We start from the raw sequence: 19,565 nt of genomic DNA on the forward strand, positions 1-19,565 counted from the left end.
GAAGGTTCCTAAGGCGGTGCGCCCGCCGAAGATGAGGCATGCTGCCGATGCCGCACCCCCGACTGGGACGGGAATCTGGAGACCGGACGACGGACTGGCCACCGAGGCCGGGAAGCGTCCCGACCAGGGGGACCACCACCGTGTACGAGTACGAGATCATCCGCCAGCGCCAGCACCAGCTCCAGCAGGAGGCGGACCGCGCCCGCCTGGTCCGCGAGGCGCGGACCGGCCGGAGCACCGACGAGGGCCGCACCGGCCTGCGGGCCCGGTTCGCCCGCAGCGTACGCCGCGGCGGCCCGGCCGCGGGCCGGACGGCCGCCGCCCGGCCCGCCCGCCTCGGCGAATGCTGACAGAGCGGCACAACCCGGGTGCCGAATCCGGGACGGAAGGGGAGCACGCCACCGGCGTGCTCCCCTTCGGGCCGTCCGGCCCCCGGATAACGCCTCGGTCCGCGATACGGGCCTGTGGCATGCTCGCCGGCATGGAGCAGATATCGGTCAGCCCGGTCTTCGTCGGGCGCAGCGCGGAGACCGACCTTCTGGCGACGGCCCTGCGCCGCGCCGAGGGCGGTGAACCGCAGACCGTGCTGATCGGGGGAGAGGCCGGGGTCGGCAAGACCCGGCTGGTGGAGGAGTTCCTCGACAGCGCGGCCGCGTGCGGGGCGGTCACAACGCTGGGCGGCTGCCTGGAAATCGGCGCCGAGGGCCTGCCGTACGCCCCGCTGGCGACCGCGCTTCGCCGCCTGCACCGCCTGCTGGGGCCGGAGTTGGAGCTGGCCGCGGCCGGCATGGAGGGGCACCTGGCCCGGCTGCTGCCGGACTTCGGGGAGGCCGACGGCGAACCGAACGACGAGTTCGGCCGGGCCCGGCTGTTCGAGCACACCGCCCGCCTCTTCGAGCGGCTCGGCGCCGACCGGACGCTGGTCCTGGCCGTGGAGGACCTGCACTGGTCCGACCGCTCCACCCGCGAGCTGCTCGCCTACCTGATCCGCACCCTGCACCGCTCCCGGGTCCTGATCGTCACCACGTACCGCAGCGACGACCTGCACCGCCGCCACCCGCTGCGCCCCTTCCTGGCCGAACTCGACCGGCTGCGCACCGTGCAGCGGCTGGAGCTCGACCGCTTCGGCCAGGGCGAGGTGGCCGCCCAGCTGGCCGGGATCCTCGGCACCGAGGCGCCGGACCGTGCGCTGGTGGACCGGATCCACCGCCGCTCCGAGGGCAACCCGTTCTTCGTCGAGGAACTGGCCACCGCCCACCGCCAGGGCTGTCCGGCCGGGATGACCGAATCGCTGCGGGACATCCTGCTGGTCCGGGTCGAGGCACTGCCCGACGAGACCCAACAGGTGGTCAAGTTCGCCGCGGAGGGCGGCTCCTGTGTCGAGCACGAGCTGCTGGCCGCCGTCCTGGACGAGGGCGAGGAGCCGCTGATCGAGGCGCTGCGCACCGCCGTGGGCGCCAACATCCTGCGGCCGGACACCGACGGCGAGGGCTACCGGTTCCGGCACGCGCTGGTCCGCGAGGCGGTCTCGGACGACCTGCTGCCGGGCGAACGGCACCGGATCAACCGCCGGTTCGCCGGCGCGCTGGAGCAGGACCCGGGTCTGGTCAACGGCGAGGTGCGGCCCGCCCGGCTGGCCAACTACTGGTACCACGCGCACCATCCGGCCCGCGCCCTGCCGGCCGCCCTGGAAGCGGCCCGGGCCGCCCGCCGCCGCAACGCATTCGCCGAGCAGCTGCGGATGCTGGAACGCGCGCTGGAGCTCTGGGACGAGGTCTCCGAGGACGTCCTGGAGAACACCCTGCGCCCGTACGACTGGGCCGAGACCTATCCGCCCTGCGCCTGCGACCCCGGCACCCACGACGCCACCTGCGACCGGCTGCGGGTGGTCGACGTGCTGGCCGAGGCCGTGGTCGCGGCCCGCCGCAGCGGGGAGCGCGAGCGCGGGCTCAGCCTCGCCAAGCGCGGCGTCAAGCTGGTCGACGAGCGGTCCGACCCGACCAGGGCCGCGTGGTTCCGGATGCAGCGGGCCCGGATGCTCGGGCACCTCGACCGGCGCGGCGGAACGGACGAACTCGCCTACGCGCACCGCCTGGTGGCCGACCTCGGGCCGTCCGCGGTGCAGGCCGAGGTACTCGCCCTGGACGCCGCGCACGCCCTGCTGCGGCGCCCCACCCGGGAACACCAGGCGATCGCCGAACGGGCCGCCCGGATCGCCCGGCAGGTCGGGGCGAGCAGCGTCGAACTGCACGCCCTGATGACCCTGGGCAGCCTGCGCACCGACTTCGACGACCCCGCCGAGGGGCTGGCCCTGCTCACCGACGCGGTGGCGCAGGCCCGACGGCTGGGCGTGCCCGACCTGCTCTGCCGGGGGCTGAACAACCTCGCCAGCATGCTCAACCTGCTGGGCCGGGCCGCGGAGGCGGCCGAGGTCGCCCGGGAGGGCCTGGAGGCGGCCGGCAGCACCGGGCTGCTCGGCAACACCGGCGCGATCCTCACCGGCAACCTCGCCGAGGCGCTGATCGCGCTCGGCCGGCTGCCCGAAGCGGCCGCGCTGCTCGACGCCTGGGCCGAGGACCCGTCCCGGGACTCGCACCACGAGTTCCTCGCCCGGCTGCGGGCCGAACTCGCGCTGCTCGCCGACGACCTGCCCACCGCCGAGGCGGCCTTCGCGCAGACCAGGGCCGCCGGCCGGGACGACAAGCCCCAGCACTACCTGCCGACCGCCCGGGTGGCCGTCCGGCTCGCGGCCCGCCGGGGCCGGCCCGCGACCGCCCGGCAGGAGCTGCTGGCCGTTCTGGACGGCGACCTCCCGGACGGCCAGGAGGCGCTGCTGCTCCCGCTGCTGGTCCAGGCCGCCGCGGCCGAGGCGGACGTCCGGGGGCTGCCCGCCGCCGATCCCGGGCGGCCCGAGACGCTGGCCAGGATCGCCGCCGCCGTCGCCGGGCACCGGCCGCAGGTGCCGCTGCAGCTGGGCTGGTTCCTGCTCCTGGAGGGCGAACTGGCCCGGGCCCGCGGCGCCGACACCGACGCGCACTGGGCGGCCGCGGTCGAGGCCCTGCGGCCGACCGGGCTGCCGTACCCGGCGGCGTACGCGCTGCTGCGGGCCGCCGAGTGCGCCGCGGCGGGCGGACGGCGGGACGCGGCCGCCGAGTTGCTGGCCGAGGCCCACGGGCTGGCCCGCCGGTGCGGCGACCGGCACCTGCGGCGGGAGACCGAACGGCTCGCCGAACGGGCCGGTCTGCCGCTGCGGGCCGACCGCGCCGCGGGCGGTGCCGGCGCTGCCGTACCCGGCCCGGCCGCGACGCCGCCGGCGGCCGAGGCACTCGGGCTGACCCCGCGCGAGCGGGACGTCCTGCGGCTGCTGGCGCTCGGCCGGACGAACCGTCAGATCGCCGAGGAGCTGTTCATCTCGCCGAAGACCGCGAGTGTCCATGTCTCCAACATCCTGGGCAAGTTGGAGGTCGCCGGGCGCGGTGAGGCGGCGGCCCTGGCCCATCGTTGGCGGCTGTTCCCGGACGTGGACCTGGTGTCCGGCGGCAGCTGACGGCCGCCGACAAGGGCGCGTAGGCCTCGGCGCGCGCCCTGGGGGCGTGCGCCCCTGCCGATCGGGCGACCCGGGCCCGTACCCCACCACGCCGCCTCCGTGCGTCATTACTCTAAGTTGAGTGGGCGTGTCGTTGAGTGACGAAAGTGGTGTAGGGTCCGGATCGGGAACACCGGTACGGCACCGCGGAGCGCCGCACAGCCGAGGCCCGGGCCGACACGGTCCTGGGGTCGGAGGGGGAGACGTCGATTGAACTCCACCGATGCGGTGCTGCCCACCTCCCGGCCCCCCTCGCGCACCACCGTCCGGCAGCACCGCCGGATCGCCCGGCTGCGCCGCTCGCTGGTCCTGCGGACCCGCACCACGGGCCGGGCCGGCGCCCTGCTCCTGCTGCTCTGCCTCGGCTACACCGTCGGCGCCTCCTTCGGCTGGGGCTCGCCCTCGGTCGCCCTGTTCATGGGTGACTTCGGCCTGGCCGGGGCCGCCCTGGCCGCCGCGCTCTCCTGCATGGCGCACGGCTGCGCCGTCGACGGCCCGGCCCGCCCGGCCTGGCTGCTGTTCGGGCTCTCCTCCGCCATGGTGGCCTTCGGCAACGGCACCTGGGGCTGGTACGAGGTGGTGCTGCGCACCCAGGTGCCGGCCGACTCCCTCGCCGACTTCGCCTTCCTGCTGTTCGCCCCGCTCGCCATCACCGGCCTGCTGGTGCTGGCCCAGCGCCCGCGCAACGCGGCCGGCTGGCTCTGCCTGCTGCTGGACGCCTGGCTGGTCGGCGGCTCGCTGTTCACCCTCAGCTGGAGCCTGGCGCTCGGCCGGGTCGCCAGCGGCGAGGCCGGGGACCCGCTCAAGCTGGCGCTCGGCCTCGGCTACCCCGTGCTGGACATCCTGCTGGTCAGCCTGGTGGTCGGGCTGCGGTTCCGCAGCCGGGACGGCAACCGCGCGGCGGTGCACACCGCGATGGTGGCCCTCGCCGTCACGGTGATCTGCGACGCCCTGTTCACCTCCCCCGAACTGCGCAGCACCTACCGCTCCGGCGAACTGCTGGACGCGGGCTGGTTCGCCGGCAGCGTCCTGCTGGCCCGCGCCCCCTGGTCCCAGCCGGCCGGGCAGGCCAGCCGGGAGCACCCCTCGGCGGGCGGGGTCCCGCGCCGCCGGGTGGCCAGCACCTTCAGCGCGCTGACACCGTACGTGGCGGCCACCGTGTGCACCGTGGGCATCCTCTACAACGCGGTCGTGGGCCACTTCGTGGACCGCGCGGTGCTCGCCGCGGCGTGCACCGTCGGCCTCGCCCTGATCGTCCGGCAGGGGGTGATGCTGCTGGACAACCTCTCGCTGGCGCAGGAGCTGGCCCAGAAGGAGGCCCACTTCCGGTCGCTGGTCCAGGGCTCCAGCGACGTCATCATGATCGCCGGGGCGAACGGGGTGCTCTCCTACGTCAGCCCGGCCGCGCTGCGGGTCTACGGGCGCGACCCCGAGGAACTGGTCGGCGGGAACCTGCTCAACCTGGTGCACCCCGAGGACGTCGACCGGGTGCTCTCCGAGGCCGGCCGGATCCTGGCCCGCGGCCGCGTGCCGTCCCGCCGCGAGGGCGCCGGCGAGCCCTCCGCCCGGGTCGAGTGCCGGATCCGCTCCGGCAGCGGCGAGTGGCTGCACCTGGAGTCGACCGTCAACCGCTACCGGGACGGGCTGATCCTCAACAGCCGGGACGTCACCGAGCGGGTCCGGCTGCAGGCCCAGCTCCAGCACCACGCCTTCCACGACCCGCTCACCGACCTGCCCAACCGGGCGCTGTTCGCCCAGCGGGTGCGGGCCGCGCTGGCCCCCGGCGACGGTGAGGCCGCCCGCGGGCACCGGGCCGCCGAGGGCGGCACGGTCGCGGTGCTCTTCCTCGACCTGGACGGCTTCAAAGCGGTCAACGACACCGCCGGACACCAGGTCGGCGACGAGCTGCTGGTGCAGGCGGCCCGCCGGCTCCAGGGCGCCGTCCGCTCCGGGGACACCGTCGCCCGGTTCGGCGGTGACGAGTTCGCCGCCCTGATCTGCGGGCGCCTGGCCCCCGTCCAGGTGCAGGAGCTGGCCGAGCGGCTGCGCTCCGCGCTCTCCGAGCCGTACTGGATCGGCGGGGCCGAGCTGGGGGTGGCGGCCAGTATCGGCATCGCGTTCGCCCCCCGCGAGCAGGCCCCCGGTGCCGATCCCAAGGCCGGCTCCGACGAGCTGCTGCGCAACGCCGACCTGGCGATGTACCGCGCCAAGTCCGAGGGCAAGGGGCGGGTGGTGCTCTACACCCCGGCCATACGGGCCGAGCTGGAGCGGCGCACCGAGCTGGAGGAGCGGTTGCGCCTGGCCGTGCGGGAGGGCGGGTTCACCCTGCTTCACCAGCCCGTGGTCGACCTCGCCACCGGGCAGGTCGCGGTGGTCGAGGCGCAGGCGCGGTGGCGTTCCGCGCAGGGCCTGCTGCTCACCCCGGCCGAGTTCCTGCGCACCGCCGAGCAGGGCGACGCCGCGACCAGGTTCGCCCGCTGGATGCTGCAGGAGGCCGTCCGGGCCGCCGCCCGGCGCAGAGCCGAGCCGGGCACCCCCGACGTCCCGGTCTCGGTCCGGCTGACCGGCGAGCGCCTGTGCGCCCCCGGGATGTACGAGACCGTCGCGGCCGCCCTGCGCGACAGCGGCCTGCCGCCGGGGCAGCTGATGCTGGAGCTGGCCCGCCCGGGCCCCGACGACGGTGCCGACGAGCTCGGGCGCCGGCTGGCCGCGCTGCGGCGGCTCGGCGTGGCCACCGCGGTGGCCGGGTTCGGGGCGGGCGGCGGCTCGCTCGGCACCCTGGCGCGGCTGCCCTTCGACGTGCTGAAGCTGGACCGCAGCCTGGTCCAGGACCTGGCCGACTCGGCGCTCACCCGGGCGCTGGCGGGCAACGCCCTGCGGCTCGGCCGCGACCTGGGCATGGTCACGGCCGCCGAGGGGGCCGACCAGGCCCGCCAGGTCGCCGTCCTGCAGGAACTGGGCTGCCGGCGGGCCCAGGGGCTGGCCTTCGCCCAGCCGCTGGACGAGGCCCGGCTGGGGCGCGCCCTGGTGCGCCGGGTCTACCCGCTGCCGCGCCCGGTCGGGACGCTCGCCGGCCGCCGCCCGCACCTGGCACCGGAGGCCCGTTCGGGTGTCTGTCCGGAGCCGGTGGCGGGCCGCTCCGCACACCACCACGGGCCGCTCGACCTGCCACAACGCCGTGTTGCGGGGGGTCCGTCCGGGGGTCCGCATGGCGAGACGTCCGTCCCACCAGCTTGACACTCGGCACCGCGCGGGAGGAAGGTCGGTGCCATGCGCACCCGAATTCTCGTACTTGGCGGGCGCGTCGGCTGAGCGGGCTCCTGTGCCTGCCTCATGACAGACCGACGCGCCACCCCTCGCATGCCCTGGGCACGAGGGGTTTTTTGTTGCACTGAACCTGTTCCACCCCCGCGATACCCCTGGCCCTGAGCGTCCTAAAACGGGACGATTGGGGCAGAGCCGGAGATCGGCCCCCGGACGGCAGGACCCTCAACTGCCGGGGCCGGCAGAACCCGAGAAGAGACAGGCAGATGACTGAGCACGCCGCATCCCCCCGCCGCGGGGACACCCCGGCAGCCCACGCTCCGGGTCCCCAGACCACCGAGACCATGACCGGCGCCCAGTCGCTCATCCGCTCTCTCGAGGCCGTGGGCGCCGACACGGTCTTCGGTATCCCGGGCGGTGCGATCCTCCCCGCCTACGACCCGCTGATGGACTCCACCAAGGTCCGCCACATCCTGGTCCGGCACGAGCAGGGGGCCGGCCACGCCGCCACCGGCTACGCGCAGGCCACCGGCCGGGTCGGCGTCTGCATGGCCACCTCGGGCCCCGGCGCCACCAACCTGGTCACCCCGATCGCCGACGCCTACATGGACTCGGTGCCGATCGTCGCGATCACCGGCCAGGTGGCCTCCAAGGCGATCGGCACGGACGCCTTCCAGGAGGCGGACATCTGCGGCATCACGATGCCGATCACCAAGCACAACTTCCTGGTCACCGACCCGGCCGAGATCCCCCGGGTGATCGCCGAGGCGTTCCACATCGCGGGCACCGGCCGTCCCGGCCCGGTCCTGGTCGACATCGCCAAGGACGCGCTGCAGGCGACCACCGTCTTCCGCTGGCCGGTGGAGACCTCGCTGCCCGGCTACCGTCCGGTCACCAAGCCGCACGCCAAGCAGATCCGCGAGGCCGCGAAGATGCTGGTCGCCGCCCGCAAGCCGGTCCTGTACGTCGGCGGCGGCGTGCTCAAGGCGAACGCCAGCGCCGAGCTGCGGATCCTGGCCGAGCTGACCGGCGCCCCGGTGGTCACCACCCTGATGGCGCTCGGCGTCTTCCCCGACAGCCACCCCCAGCACCTGGGCATGCCCGGCATGCACGGCTCCGTCCCGGCCGTCACCGCGCTGCAGAAGACGGACCTGCTGTTCACCCTCGGGGCCCGCTTCGACGACCGGGTCACCGGCAAGCTGGACAGCTTCGCCCCCTTCGCCAAGGTCGTGCACGCCGACATCGACCCGGCCGAGATCGGCAAGAACCGCCCGGCCGACGTGCCGATCGTCGGTGACGCCCGCGAGGTGATCGCCGATCTGATCGTCGCCGTCCAGGCCGAGTTCGACGCCGGGCACAAGGGCGACTACACGGACTGGTGGGTCAAGCTCAACGAGTGGAAGCGGACCTACCCGCTCGGCTACGAGGCCGCCCCGGAGGGCGAGCTGTCGCCGCAGCAGGTGATCGAGCGGATCGGGCAGCTGGTCGGCTCGGACGCCATCTACGCGGCCGGCGTCGGCCAGCACCAGATGTGGGCCTCGCAGTTCATCAGCTACGAGAAGCCGGCCACCTGGCTGAACTCCGGCGGCGCGGGCACCATGGGCTACGCCGTCCCGGCGGCGATGGGCGCCAAGGCCGGCAAGCCGGACACCGAGGTCTGGGCGATCGACGGCGACGGCTGCTTCCAGATGACCAATCAGGAGCTGGTCACCTGCGCGCTGAACAACATCCCGATCAAGGTCGCCGTCATCAACAACGGCTCGCTGGGCATGGTCCGGCAGTGGCAGACCCTGTTCTACAACCAGCGCTACTCCAACACCGTGCTGCACGCCGGCCCGGAGCACGACGGCAAGCAGCCGCCGGCCCAGGGCACCCGGATCCCGGACTTCGTGATGCTCTCCGAGGCGATGGGCTGCGTCGGCCTGCGCTGCGAGCGACCGGAGGACCTGGACGCGGTGATCAAGCAGGCGATGGAGATCAACGACCGCCCCGTCGTCATCGACTTCATCGTGCACCAGGACGCCATGGTCTGGCCGATGGTCGCCGCGGGCACCAGCAACGACGAGATCCTCGCGGCCCGGGACGTGCGCCCGGACTTCGGCGACGACCTCGACTGACGGCCCGACCTCACCGATAGAGAGACCATGACCATCATGTCCAAGCACACCCTCTCCGTCCTGGTCGAGAACAAGCCCGGCGTGCTCGCGCGGATCGCCTCGCTGTTCTCCCGTCGGGGTTTCAACATCGACTCGCTGGCCGTCGGCCCGACCGAGCACCCGGACATCTCCCGGATGACCATCGTGGTCAACGTGGAGGACCTGCCGCTGGAGCAGGTCACCAAGCAGCTGAACAAGCTGGTCAACGTGATAAAGATCGTCGAACTCGACCAGACCCAGGCCGTCCAGCGCGAGCTGGTCCTGGTCAAGGTCCGGGCCGACGCCGACAGTCGCTCGCAGATCGTGGAGATCGTGCAGCTGTTCCGCGCCAAGACCGTCGACGTCTCGCCCGACGCGGTGACCATCGAGGCCACCGGAAGCTCGGACAAGCTGGAGGCGATGCTGAAGATGCTGGAGCCGTACGGCATCAAGGAGCTGGTCCAGTCCGGCCTGGTGGCCATCGGGCGCGGCGCCCGTTCGATCACCGACCGCTCGCTGCGGGCCCTCGACCGCAGCGCCTGACCGGGCCGCCGAAACCCCGCTGTCTCACCCCGTGAAGCAACGCACCACCCCACCGCCGGGTCCACGTACGGTAGGTACGCACCGGCACCACCACCACGCAAGGAGATGTGCCCCCGTGGCCGAGCTGTTCTACGAAGACGACGCCGACCTGTCCATCATCCAGGGCCGCAAGGTCGCGGTCATCGGCTACGGCAGCCAGGGCCACGCCCACGCGCTGTCGCTGCGTGACTCGGGCGTGGACGTCCGGGTCGGCCTCCTGGAGGGCTCGAAGTCCCGCGCCAAGGCGGAGGAGGCCGGTCTGCGCGTGACCGACCCGTCCACCGCGGCGGCCGAGGCCGACGTCATCATGATCCTGGTGCCGGACCCGATCCAGGCCGACGTCTACACCGAGTCGATCGAGCCCAACCTGAAGGCGGGCGACGCCCTCTTCTTCGGTCACGGCCTGAACATCCGCTTCGGCTTCATCACCCCGCCGGAGAACGTCGACGTCTGCATGGTCGCCCCCAAGGGCCCGGGCCACCTGGTCCGCCGCCAGTACGAGGAGGGCCGCGGCGTCCCGTGCATCGTGGCGGTCGAGCAGGACTCCACCGGCAAGGCGTTCGATCTGGCCCTGTCCTACGCCAAGGGCATCGGCGGCACCAAGGCCGGCGTCATCAAGACCACCTTCACCGAGGAGACCGAGACCGACCTGTTCGGTGAGCAGGCCGTTCTCTGCGGCGGTACCGCCGCCCTGGTGAAGGCCGGTTTCGAGACCCTGGTCGAGGCCGGCTACCAGCCGGAGATCGCCTACTTCGAGTGCCTGCACGAGCTCAAGCTGATCGTCGACCTGATGTACGAGGGCGGCCTGGAGAAGATGCGCTGGTCGGTCTCCGAGACCGCCGAGTGGGGCGACTACGTCACCGGCCCGCGCATCATCACCGCCGACACCAAGGCCGAGATGAAGAAGGTCCTCGAGGAGATCCAGGACGGCACCTTCGCCAACACCTGGATCGCCGAGTACAAGGCGGGCCTGCCGAAGTACAACGAGTACAAGAACGCGGACTCCGAGCACCTGCTCGAGACCACCGGCAAGAAGCTCCGCAAGCTGATGAGCTGGGTCGACGCGGAGGCGTAACTCCTTCGGGCGGTCCAACTGCCTTGTACAACCAGGCTGCTCCCGTCCGGGTGATTTCGCCGGACGGGAGCAGCCCGGCACCCAGCCCGTCGATACACTTCCGAGTGCGCGTCAGGCCCACAGCGTCGTGCGTCTACCTACGCGGCATGCCACCTTCCCCCCGTTCGCCACGCCACCTACGTGCCGGGGAGAACCGGACAGTTAAGGACACTGTCGTGAGCAGCAAATCCGTAGTACTGATCGCCGAAGAGCTGTCCCCTGCCACCGTCGACGCGCTGGGCCCGGATTTCGAGATCCGGCACTGCAACGGCGCGGACCGCACCGAGCTGCTGACCGCGATCGCGGACGTGGACGCCATCCTGATCCGCAGCGCCACCAAGGTGGACGCGGAGGCGCTGGCCGCCGCCAAGAAGCTCAAGGTCGTCGCCCGTGCCGGCGTGGGCCTCGACAACGTGGACGTCTCGGCCTCCACCAAGGCCGGCGTGATGGTCGTGAACGCCCCGACCTCCAACATCGTCACCGCGGCCGAGCTCGCCTGCGGCCTGCTGATCTCCGTCGCCCGCAACATCGCGCCGGCCAACGCCGCGCTCAAGCAGGGCGAGTGGAAGCGCAACAAGTACACCGGCGTCGAGCTGAGCGAGAAGGTCCTCGGCGTGGTCGGCCTCGGCCGTATCGGCGTCCTGGTCGCCCAGCGGATGTCCGCCTTCGGGATGAAGATCGTCGCCTACGACCCCTACATCCAGGCCGCCCGCGCGGCCCAGATGGGCGTCAAGCTGCTCTCCCTGGAGGAGCTGCTGGAGGTCTCGGACTTCATCACCGTGCACCTCCCCAAGACCCCCGAGACGGTCGGCCTGATCGGCGACGAGGCGCTGCACAAGGTCAAGCCCTCGGTGCGGATCGTCAACGCCGCCCGCGGCGGCATCGTGGACGAGGCCGCGCTCGCCAGCGCCCTGCGCGACGGCCGGGTGGCCGGCGCCGGCCTGGACGTCTACGCCAAGGAGCCGTGCACCGACTCCCCGCTGTTCGGCTTCGACAACGTGGTCGCCACCCCGCACCTGGGCGCCTCCACCGACGAGGCGCAGGAGAAGGCCGGCATCGCCGTCGCCCGCTCGGTCCGCCTCGCGCTCGCCGGCGAGCTGGTGCCGGACGCCGTCAACGTCCAGGGCGGCGTGATCGCCGAGGACGTCAAGCCGGGTCTGCCGCTGGCCGAGAAGCTCGGCCGGATCTTCACCGCGCTGGCCGGCGAGGTCGCCGTCCGGCTCGATGTCGAGGTCCGCGGCGAGATCACCCAGCACGACGTCAAGGTGCTCGAACTCTCCGCCCTCAAGGGCGTGTTCGAGGACGTGGTGGCCGAGACGGTGTCGTACGTCAACGCCCCGCTGTTCGCCCAGGAGCGTGGCGTCGAGGTCCGTCTGACGACCTCCAGCGAGAGCCCCGAGCACCGCAACGTGATCACCGTGCGCGGCACGCTGGCCGACGGCGGCGAGGTCGCCATCTCCGGCACGCTCTCCGGCCCGAAGCAGCAGCAGAAGATCGTCGGCGTGGACGCCTTCGACGTCGACGTCGCGCTCACCGACCACATGGCGTTCTTCAAGTACGAGGACCGCCCCGGCGTGGTCGGCACCCTCGGCCGGATCCTCGGCGACGCCGGTATCAACATCGCCGGTATGCAGGTGGCCCGGGACGGCTCGGAGGCGCTGGCCTCGATCACCGTCGACAGCGAGGTCTCCCAGGAGGTCCTGGCCGAGATCGCGGCGGCCATCGGCGCCCGCTTCGCCCGCGCGGTCAACCTCGGCTGAGACCGCCCCGCAGCGTCTTCGAACGGCCCTTCCGCCACCGGCGGGAGGGCCGTTCGTGCACCCCGGCACCGGCGGGCGGGTGAACCCCGTCTCAGATACTAGGAAATCCAACTAATCATGCAGACAGCGGCGCCGGGCCGTCGTACCGTGAAAGAGCCATACGGTGAGCCACCCCTCCAAGCCCAGGGTGTGTGGCCCGTGTGCGCCCGTACGCAGTTCGGCAGGTGACCCTTGCCGGCGTACCCAGACCCTCCCCACTGCACCCTGAGTGCGCCCTGAACCGAGGAGACCGGTATGCCCCCCGTCGCAGACCGTCACACCGCCCCCGCCGCTCCCACCGCCCACACCCCGCGTCGTCGCCGCCGCAGCGAGCCGCACCCGTACGCCGCGGCCGCCCTGCAGCGCGCCCTGGACCGCCGGGACAACGGCGGCGCCACCGGCCACGCCGGCTGAACCGGCAGGCCTGTTGCGCCGAACGACTGACGATCCGTCACCCACAGGAGTGCAAGCCGTTCCCCAACGGGGGACACTGCTCGCGGACTCCGGCTCGATGATCCTAATTTGGGTCCTCCGGAAGGGTGATCCATCTCCGCACGGCGCGGACCGCGGCTGACCGGCACGCAGATCAGTCCACCCCTGCCGGGGGAGACGGACCTGTGCGCACCCCATCCACCCCTCGCGGAGCGGTACCGATCGTCCGGATCGGACTCGCCCTCGCCCTGCTGACCGCCGTCGCACCCGCCGGTGCGGCGGCGGCCGAGCCGTCCGGGCAGGTCGGCCACGCCGGCCCCACGGCCGGATTCCTGCTCGAACTCGACACCGAGCCCGCAGCGCCCGCCTGGCGCCGGGCCGCCGACGAGGCCCGCCGGGCCCGGCGGAGCCCGGAGGCCGTCCGCCAGGACGCGGCCCGGGCCGGGGCCGAGCAGCGGACCAGGGCGCTCAAGGCCGTCCAGGGCCTGGCCGACTCGGTCCGCGGGGTCGACCCGGGCGTCCAACTGCTCTACCGCACCGGCACGGTGCTCTCCGGGCTGGCCGTCCGGGCTCCCGTCGCCGCGCTGCCCAGGCTCGGCGCGCTGCCCGGCGTCCGGGCGGTGCACCCGATCGCCCTCAAGGAGCGCGCCAACTCCTACTCCGTCCCGCTCACCGGGGCGCCCGAGCTGTGGTCCCCCGCGGCCGGCGAGGGGAACACCGGCAAGGGCGTGCGGATCGGCATCATCGACTCCGGTGTCGACTACACCCACGCGGACTTCGGCGGCCCCGGCACCGAGCAGGCCTTCACGGCGGTCGACGGCGCCGCCCCGGCGCCGGCCGGCCTGTTCCCGAACGCCAAGGTGGCCGGCGGCAAGGACCTGGTCGGCGACGACTACAACCCGGACCCGTCCGCGCCGAACTCCCAGCCCGTCCCGCACCCGGACGCCAACCCGATCGACTGCGCGCTCAACGGCCACGGCACCCACGTGGCCGGTACGGCGGCCGGGTACGGCGTCACCGCCGCCGGGCAGACCTACCGCGGCCCCTACCGGCCGGGGCTGGACCCGGCCGGCTTCAAGGTCGGTCCCGGTGCCGCGCCCGAGGCGCAGCTGTACGCGATCCGGGTGTTCGGCTGCAGCGGCTCCACCGACCAGCTGGCCCAGGCGCTGGACGTGGCCGCCGACCCGAACGGCGACGGCGACCTGACGGACCGCCTCGACGTGGTCAACCTCTCGCTCGGCAGCAGCTTCGGCAACCCCGACGACGCGGACGCGCTGGCCGCCGACCGGCTGGCCGAGCTGGGCACCGTGGTGGTGGCCGCGGCAGGCAACGAGGGCGACGTGTACGCCATCGGCGGCAGCCCGGGGATCGCGCCGCGGGTGCTCGCGGTGGCGGCCTCGGTCGACCGGCACGGCGACGCCGACGGCATCCGGGTGCTGGCCCCGCCGGCGCTGGCCGGCCTGGTCCCGGCGCACTGGAGCGCCAAGTACCAGCAGTGGTCGACCGCCGAGGTCACCGGCGACCTGGTGGCGCCGGTCGACCAGGCGGACGGCTGCACCGTCTTCGACGCCGCCGACGCCGCGCGGCTCAAGGGCAAGGTGGCGCTGCTGTCCTGGCACACCAAGGACCCGGACCGGGCCTGCGGATCGGCGGCCCGCGCCGACCACGCGGCCGACGCCGGGGCGCTCGGCGCCCTGTTCGCCGCGGACGGCGACAACCTGGGCGAGCTGGCCGGCGACGACCGGGTGCCGGTCGCGATCCTGGCCCGCGCCGACGGGGAGCGGCTCACCAGAGCCGTCGCCGAGGGCACCGTCCGGGTCCAGCTGGCGACCCCGGGCAACCAGCTGCACGGCGCGGTGGCCCAGGACCAGCCGCAGCGGGTGGACACCCTGACCTCCTTCACCTCGCGCGGGATCGGGCAGCCGGGCCTGGTCAAGCCCGACCTGGCGGCGCCCGGCGAGACCGTCTGGTCGGCCAAGGCCGGCAGCGGCGGCGGCGGCATGCGAGAGGACGGCACCTCGATGGCCGCCCCGCACGTCGCGGGCCTGGCGGCACTGGTCCGCGCGGCGCACCCGGGCTGGTCGGTCGCCGAGGTCAAGGCGGCCCTGATGAACACCGCCGGCGACACCTGGCGCGGCGACAACAGGACCGGGCCGGTGTACGGGCCGGAGCGCGCCGGCGCAGGCCGTGCCCGGGTGGACCTGGCGGTCCGCACCCCCGCCGTGGCGTACGCCGCGGGGGAGGGGGCGGTGGAGGGCGCGGTGGGCCTGTCCTTCGGTCCGGTCCCGGTCGCCCGCCGCACCGAACTGACCCGGGAGGTCGAGGTCCGCAACCTCGGCGACCTCCCGCTGACCTACACCACCGGGTACCTCCCGGCGACCGAGCTGCCCGGGGCCGCCTTCGAGCCGAGCCCGGCCCGGATCCAGGTCCCGGCCGGCGGCACGGCCAGGGTGAAGGTCACGCTGCGGGTCCCCGGCCGGCTCGACCGGGCACCCGATCCGACCATCGACACCGTCCAGGGCGGGCGGGCCCGCAGCTACCGGGGCGAGCTGTCCGGCCGGCTGCTGCTGACGCCGGCCTCCGGCGACGCGCCGGCGCTGCGGGTGCCGCTGTTCGCGGCCCCGCGCCCGGCCTCCGAGCTGGCCGCCGGTCTGCAGGCCAGGGCGGCCCGGCCGGGCTCGTCCCTGCTGGTGCTCAACGGCACGGCGGCGCCGTCCGGGGCCGGCGGGCTGGTCAGCGCCTTCCAGCTGGGCGGTGAGGCGAAGCGCTGGCCGGACTGCCCGGCCGACGGGCTGTGCGTGAGCACCCCGGCCGAGCGGGCCGCCAACCTCCGGGCGGCCGGCGCCGCCACGGACGCGCCGGCGGTCGGCGCGGGGCCGCTGGAGCACGGCACGCTGTACCTGGCGGCGGCGCTGTGGGGCCCGGCGGCGACCCCGGTCGGCCAGTTCGGTGTCCGGGCCTCGCTGGACGTCGACGGGGACGGCAGGACGGACGCCGTCGTCTCGGCCGACCGGCTGCGCGGCAGCGACGTCCTGGTGGCCCGCACCGTGGACGCCCGCACCGGCACCGAGCTGGACGTCCAGCCGCTGAACGCGCGCTGGGGCGACACCGACACCGACCTGCTGGACAGCGACGCCCTGGTGCTGCCGGTCCGGCTCGCGGCCCTGCCCGGCCTGACCGGCCGGATCAGGTACGGGCTGTGGACGGGCTTCGCCGCCGGCGGGGTGCCGAGCGCCGCGGACGCGCTCTCCTCGATCGGTCTGGACGGCGAGCGGCCCACCCTGACGATCGACGTCCTGCACCCGGCTCTGGACATCCGCAGCGCGGCCGACGGACGGGCCGCGATCGCCGCCCCGGCGCAGCCGGGCACGCTGCTGGACGTCCGCAGGGATCCGGCCGGGGCAGCGGCCAGGCTGCTCCTGGTCCACCACCTCAACCCGGACGGGCGCCGGGCCGAGGTCGTCGCCCTGCGCTGAGCCCCGGATCCGGCCGACCGGGACCGGGACCGCGCCCGCGGCGACCGCCGCGGGCGCGGCCAGGGCCTCCCGAGCTGTCGGGTATGTCCGAATGGCGGACATGAGATGTCAGCCCATGGGACGCCGGAGTAGGGTCGCGAGCATGTCTCGCACCCTTCGCCTTGCAGTGATCCCCGGTGACGGTATCGGCCAGGAAGTGGTCGCCGAGGGCCTCAAGGTGCTCAGCGCCGTCCTCCCCTCCGACGTCAAGCTGGAGACCGCCGAGTACGACCTCGGCGCCCGCCGCTACCACCGCACCGGTGAGACCCTCCCGGACGGCGTGCTCGCGGAGCTCAAGGGCCGGGACGCGATCCTGCTCGGCGCCATCGGCGACCCCAGCGTGCCGTCCGGTGTGCTGGAGCGGGGCCTGCTGCTCAAGCTGCGGTTCGCCTTCGACCACCACATCAACCTCCGTCCGGGCACGCTCTTCCCCGGTGTGAAGTCCCCGCTGGCCGGCGACCCGAAGATCGACTTCGTGGTGGTCCGCGAGGGCACCGAGGGCCCGTACGTCGGCAACGGCGGCTCGCTGCGCACCGGCACCGAGCACGAGGTGGCCACCGAGGTCAGCCTGAACACCGCCTTCGGCATCGAGCGGGTGGTCCGGGACGCGTACCGCCGCGCCGCCGGCCGCCCGCGCAGGAAGCTCACGCTCGTCCACAAGAACAACGTGCTGGTGCACGCCGGCCACCTGTGGACCCGGATCTTCGAGCAGGTCGGCCGGGAGTTCCCCGAGGTCACCACCGACTACCTGCACGTGGACGCGGCGACGATCTTCTTCGTCACCCAGCCCGAGCGGTTCGACGTGATCGTCACCGACAACCTGTTCGGCGACATCATCACCGACCTGGCCGCGGCCGTCACCGGCGGCATCGGCCTGGCCGCGAGCGGCAACATCAACCCCTCCGGCGACTTCCCGTCCATGTTCGAGCCGGTCCACGGCTCGGCCCCGGACATCGCGGGCCAGGGCAAGGCCGACCCGACCGCCACCGTGCTCTCGGTCGCCATGCTGCTGGAGCACCTCGGCTACACCGCCGAGGCCGCCCGGGTCGAGGCCGCCGTCGCGGCCGACCTGGCGGAGCGCTCCGGCGCCCGTTCCACCTCCGAGGTCGGCGACGCGCTCTCCGCCCGAGTATCCGGCTGACGGGCCGGGAGTACGACGAGACAGCCGCCTGGCTGTTCGGCACGGCCCTCTGGATGCGAGTATCGACAGTGGGCCGTGCCTTCGTGCGTTGATTCACCGAGGGTGGCGGCCCGGACCAACCCCACGGTGAAGGACAGACAGTCATGAGTACGCCCACCCAGGCGCCCATCACGTTCGACCTCAAGCCCTCCGCGCACCCGCTGTCCGACGCGGAGCGCGAGGCCCGGCTGGCCAACCCCGGCTTCGGCCGGGTCTTCACCGATCACATGGTGACCGTCCGGTGGACGGAGGGCCTGGGCTGGCACGACGCCCAGCTGACGCCGTACGCGCCGCTGGAGATCGACCCGGCCAACATGACGCTGCACTACGGCCAGTCGATCTTCGAGGGCCTGAAGGCCTACCGCCAGGCCGACGGCTCGATCGCGACCTTCCGGCCGGAGGCCAACGCGGCCCGCTTCCAGGCCTCGGCCCGCCGGCTGGCGATGCCCGAGCTGCCGATCGAGACCTTCGTGGAGGCGGTCGAGCTGCTGGTCCAGCAGGAGCAGGGCTGGGTGCCCTCGCAGGCCGAGCAGAGCCTGTACCTGCGGCCGTTCATGTTCGCCACCGAGGTGGGCCTGGGCGTGCGCCCGGCCAACTCCTACCTCTTCATGATCATCGCCTCGCCGGCCGGCGCGTACTTCCCCGGCGGCATCAAGCCGGTCTCGGTCTGGCTCTCCGAGGAGTACGTCCGGGCCGCCCCCGGCGGCACCGGCGCCGCCAAGTGCGCGGGCAACTACGCCGCCTCCCTGGTCGCCCAGGCCCAGGCCGCCGCCAAGGGCTGCGACCAGGTCGTCTGGCTCGACGCCGCCGAGCACCGGTGGATCGAGGAGATGGGCGGGATGAACCTGTACTTCGTCTTCGGTGAGGGCAAGGACGCGAAGATCGTCACCCCGGAGCTCTCCGGCGCCCTGCTGCCCGGGATCACCCGTGACTCCCTGCTCCAGCTCGCCTCGGACCTCGGCTACGCCGTCGAGGAGCGGAAGATCTCCACCGACGAGTGGAAGCAGGCCAACGCCGACGGCACCCTCACCGAGGTCTTCGCCTGCGGCACCGCCGCCGTGATCACCCCGGTCGGCTCGGTCAAGTCGGCCCGCGCCGACTGGACCGTGGGCAAGGGTGAGCCCGGCCCGGTCACCATGGAGCTCCGCAAGTCCCTGCTCGCCATCCAGGGCGGCCAGGCCCCGGACACCCACGGCTGGCTGCACAAGATCGTCTGACCTGGTGCCGGGCGTCCCGCCCCGGCGGGACGCCCGTTCTGGGTAACCTCGAGGTACCCCGCTCGTTGAGCCGTTCGGACCTGAAGGAGGGGCTGTGAGCGCGCTGACGCATGACTTCGCCGAGGCCTGGAACGACCAGGACGGATACCTCCTCGACGCATTCCTGGCCCTGGACACCCCCGAGGGGTTCAAGGCCGAGCTCATCGAGGGGGAGATCGTCGTGACACCACCGGCGGACGGGGACCACGAGACCGCGATCGGCCGGATCGTCCGGCAGGTCTTCCGGCAGTGCCCGAAGGACATGGACTTCGCGGGCGGCAAGGGCCTGATCGTCCCGAGCGGCCGCTACATCCCGGACGGCACCTTCACCGCGGCCGACGCCATGCTCGGCCGGGAGTCCTGGTCCAAGCCGGACGGCGTACTGATGGTCATGGAGGTCACCTCCAGCCGACCGGGCAAGGATCGGGAGGCCAAGCGCCTCGGCTACGCGGCCGCCGGAATCCCGCTCTACCTGCTGGTCGACCGACAGGCGAACCGGATCGTGCTGCACAGCGACCCCGCGCGCGGTGACTACGCCAGCACCACCGGCGTGCCGGTCGGCGAACCGCTGCCGCTGCCGGAGCCGTTCGGGTTCGAGCTCTCCACCGACCGGCTGACCTGAGGCGTTTCGCATCGCGAGACGCCCCGGCCGGAATGCGGGCGGTGTGCCAGACTGCAAGCGTGTCCTCGCTCTCGCTGATT

At 73.5% G+C, this 19,565-nt stretch carries 12 protein-coding genes; all 12 read left to right on the forward strand.

Features of this window, described 5'->3' with window-relative positions; all coding sequences use genetic code 11:
• Positions 1–140 precede the first annotated feature (140 nt).
• On the forward strand, positions 141–350 hold the full coding sequence (locus tag OG871_RS24570; protein WP_371499322.1) for a hypothetical protein: 210 nt from the start codon (positions 141–143) through the stop codon (positions 348–350).
• A 131-nt stretch (positions 351–481) separates the two neighbouring features.
• Positions 482–3,547, forward strand: coding sequence for an AAA family ATPase (locus tag OG871_RS24575; protein ID WP_371499324.1), 3,066 nt, complete (start codon positions 482–484; stop codon positions 3,545–3,547).
• Between the two features lie 330 nt (positions 3,548–3,877).
• Positions 3,878–6,823 carry a putative bifunctional diguanylate cyclase/phosphodiesterase gene (locus OG871_RS24580; protein WP_371503411.1) on the forward strand — a complete coding sequence of 982 codons (2,946 nt, stop codon included), beginning with the start codon at positions 3,878–3,880 and terminating at the stop codon, positions 6,821–6,823.
• 293 nt (positions 6,824–7,116) lie between these two features.
• Entirely contained in the window at positions 7,117–8,967 is a 1,851-nt protein-coding gene (locus tag OG871_RS24585; protein ID WP_371499326.1) for an acetolactate synthase large subunit, read from the forward strand.
• A gap of 36 nt (positions 8,968–9,003) precedes the next feature.
• A complete protein-coding gene (gene ilvN / locus OG871_RS24590; RefSeq protein WP_371499328.1) occupies positions 9,004–9,528 on the forward strand; it encodes an acetolactate synthase small subunit in 525 nt (174 codons plus the stop codon).
• Between the two features lie 115 nt (positions 9,529–9,643).
• Positions 9,644–10,642 carry a ketol-acid reductoisomerase gene (gene ilvC / locus OG871_RS24595; RefSeq protein ID WP_371499330.1) on the forward strand — a complete coding sequence of 333 codons (999 nt, stop codon included), beginning with the start codon at positions 9,644–9,646 and terminating at the stop codon, positions 10,640–10,642.
• A gap of 215 nt (positions 10,643–10,857) precedes the next feature.
• The gene (serA, locus tag OG871_RS24600) at positions 10,858–12,441 is read left to right on the forward strand and encodes a phosphoglycerate dehydrogenase (protein ID WP_371499332.1); all 1,584 of its coding nucleotides are present in this window, start codon (positions 10,858–10,860) and stop codon (positions 12,439–12,441) included.
• Positions 12,442–12,735: 294 nt separating this feature from the next.
• A complete protein-coding gene (locus tag OG871_RS24605; protein ID WP_371499334.1) occupies positions 12,736–12,894 on the forward strand; it encodes a hypothetical protein in 159 nt (52 codons plus the stop codon).
• 203 nt (positions 12,895–13,097) lie between these two features.
• The gene (locus OG871_RS24610; RefSeq protein ID WP_371499336.1) at positions 13,098–16,388 is read left to right on the forward strand and encodes a S8 family serine peptidase; all 3,291 of its coding nucleotides are present in this window, start codon (positions 13,098–13,100) and stop codon (positions 16,386–16,388) included.
• Between the two features lie 142 nt (positions 16,389–16,530).
• Entirely contained in the window at positions 16,531–17,568 is a 1,038-nt protein-coding gene (locus OG871_RS24615) for a 3-isopropylmalate dehydrogenase (protein ID WP_371499338.1), read from the forward strand.
• 143 nt (positions 17,569–17,711) lie between these two features.
• Positions 17,712–18,824 carry a branched-chain amino acid aminotransferase gene (locus tag OG871_RS24620; RefSeq protein ID WP_371499340.1) on the forward strand — a complete coding sequence of 371 codons (1,113 nt, stop codon included), beginning with the start codon at positions 17,712–17,714 and terminating at the stop codon, positions 18,822–18,824.
• 94 nt (positions 18,825–18,918) lie between these two features.
• On the forward strand, positions 18,919–19,485 hold the full coding sequence (locus OG871_RS24625; protein ID WP_371499342.1) for a Uma2 family endonuclease: 567 nt from the start codon (positions 18,919–18,921) through the stop codon (positions 19,483–19,485).
• Positions 19,486–19,565: the final 80 nt, after the last annotated feature.

Source organism: Kitasatospora sp. NBC_00374 (genome assembly GCF_041434935.1).
Classification (GTDB): Bacteria; Actinomycetota; Actinomycetes; order Streptomycetales; family Streptomycetaceae; genus Kitasatospora.

Excerpts from the sequence above, each read along its gene's own strand:
- OG871_RS24575 (WP_371499324.1), top strand. The coding sequence starts at position 482 with ATGGAGCAGATATCGGTCAGCCCGGTCTTCGTCGGGCGCAGCGCGGAG.
- OG871_RS24605 (WP_371499334.1), top strand. The coding sequence starts at position 12,736 with ATGCCCCCCGTCGCAGACCGTCACACCGCCCCCGCCGCTCCCACCGCC.
- OG871_RS24615 (WP_371499338.1), top strand. The coding sequence starts at position 16,531 with ATGTCTCGCACCCTTCGCCTTGCAGTGATCCCCGGTGACGGTATCGGC.
- OG871_RS24585 (WP_371499326.1), top strand. The coding sequence starts at position 7,117 with ATGACTGAGCACGCCGCATCCCCCCGCCGCGGGGACACCCCGGCAGCC.
- ilvN (WP_371499328.1), top strand. The coding sequence starts at position 9,004 with ATGTCCAAGCACACCCTCTCCGTCCTGGTCGAGAACAAGCCCGGCGTG.
- OG871_RS24620 (WP_371499340.1), top strand. The coding sequence starts at position 17,712 with ATGAGTACGCCCACCCAGGCGCCCATCACGTTCGACCTCAAGCCCTCC.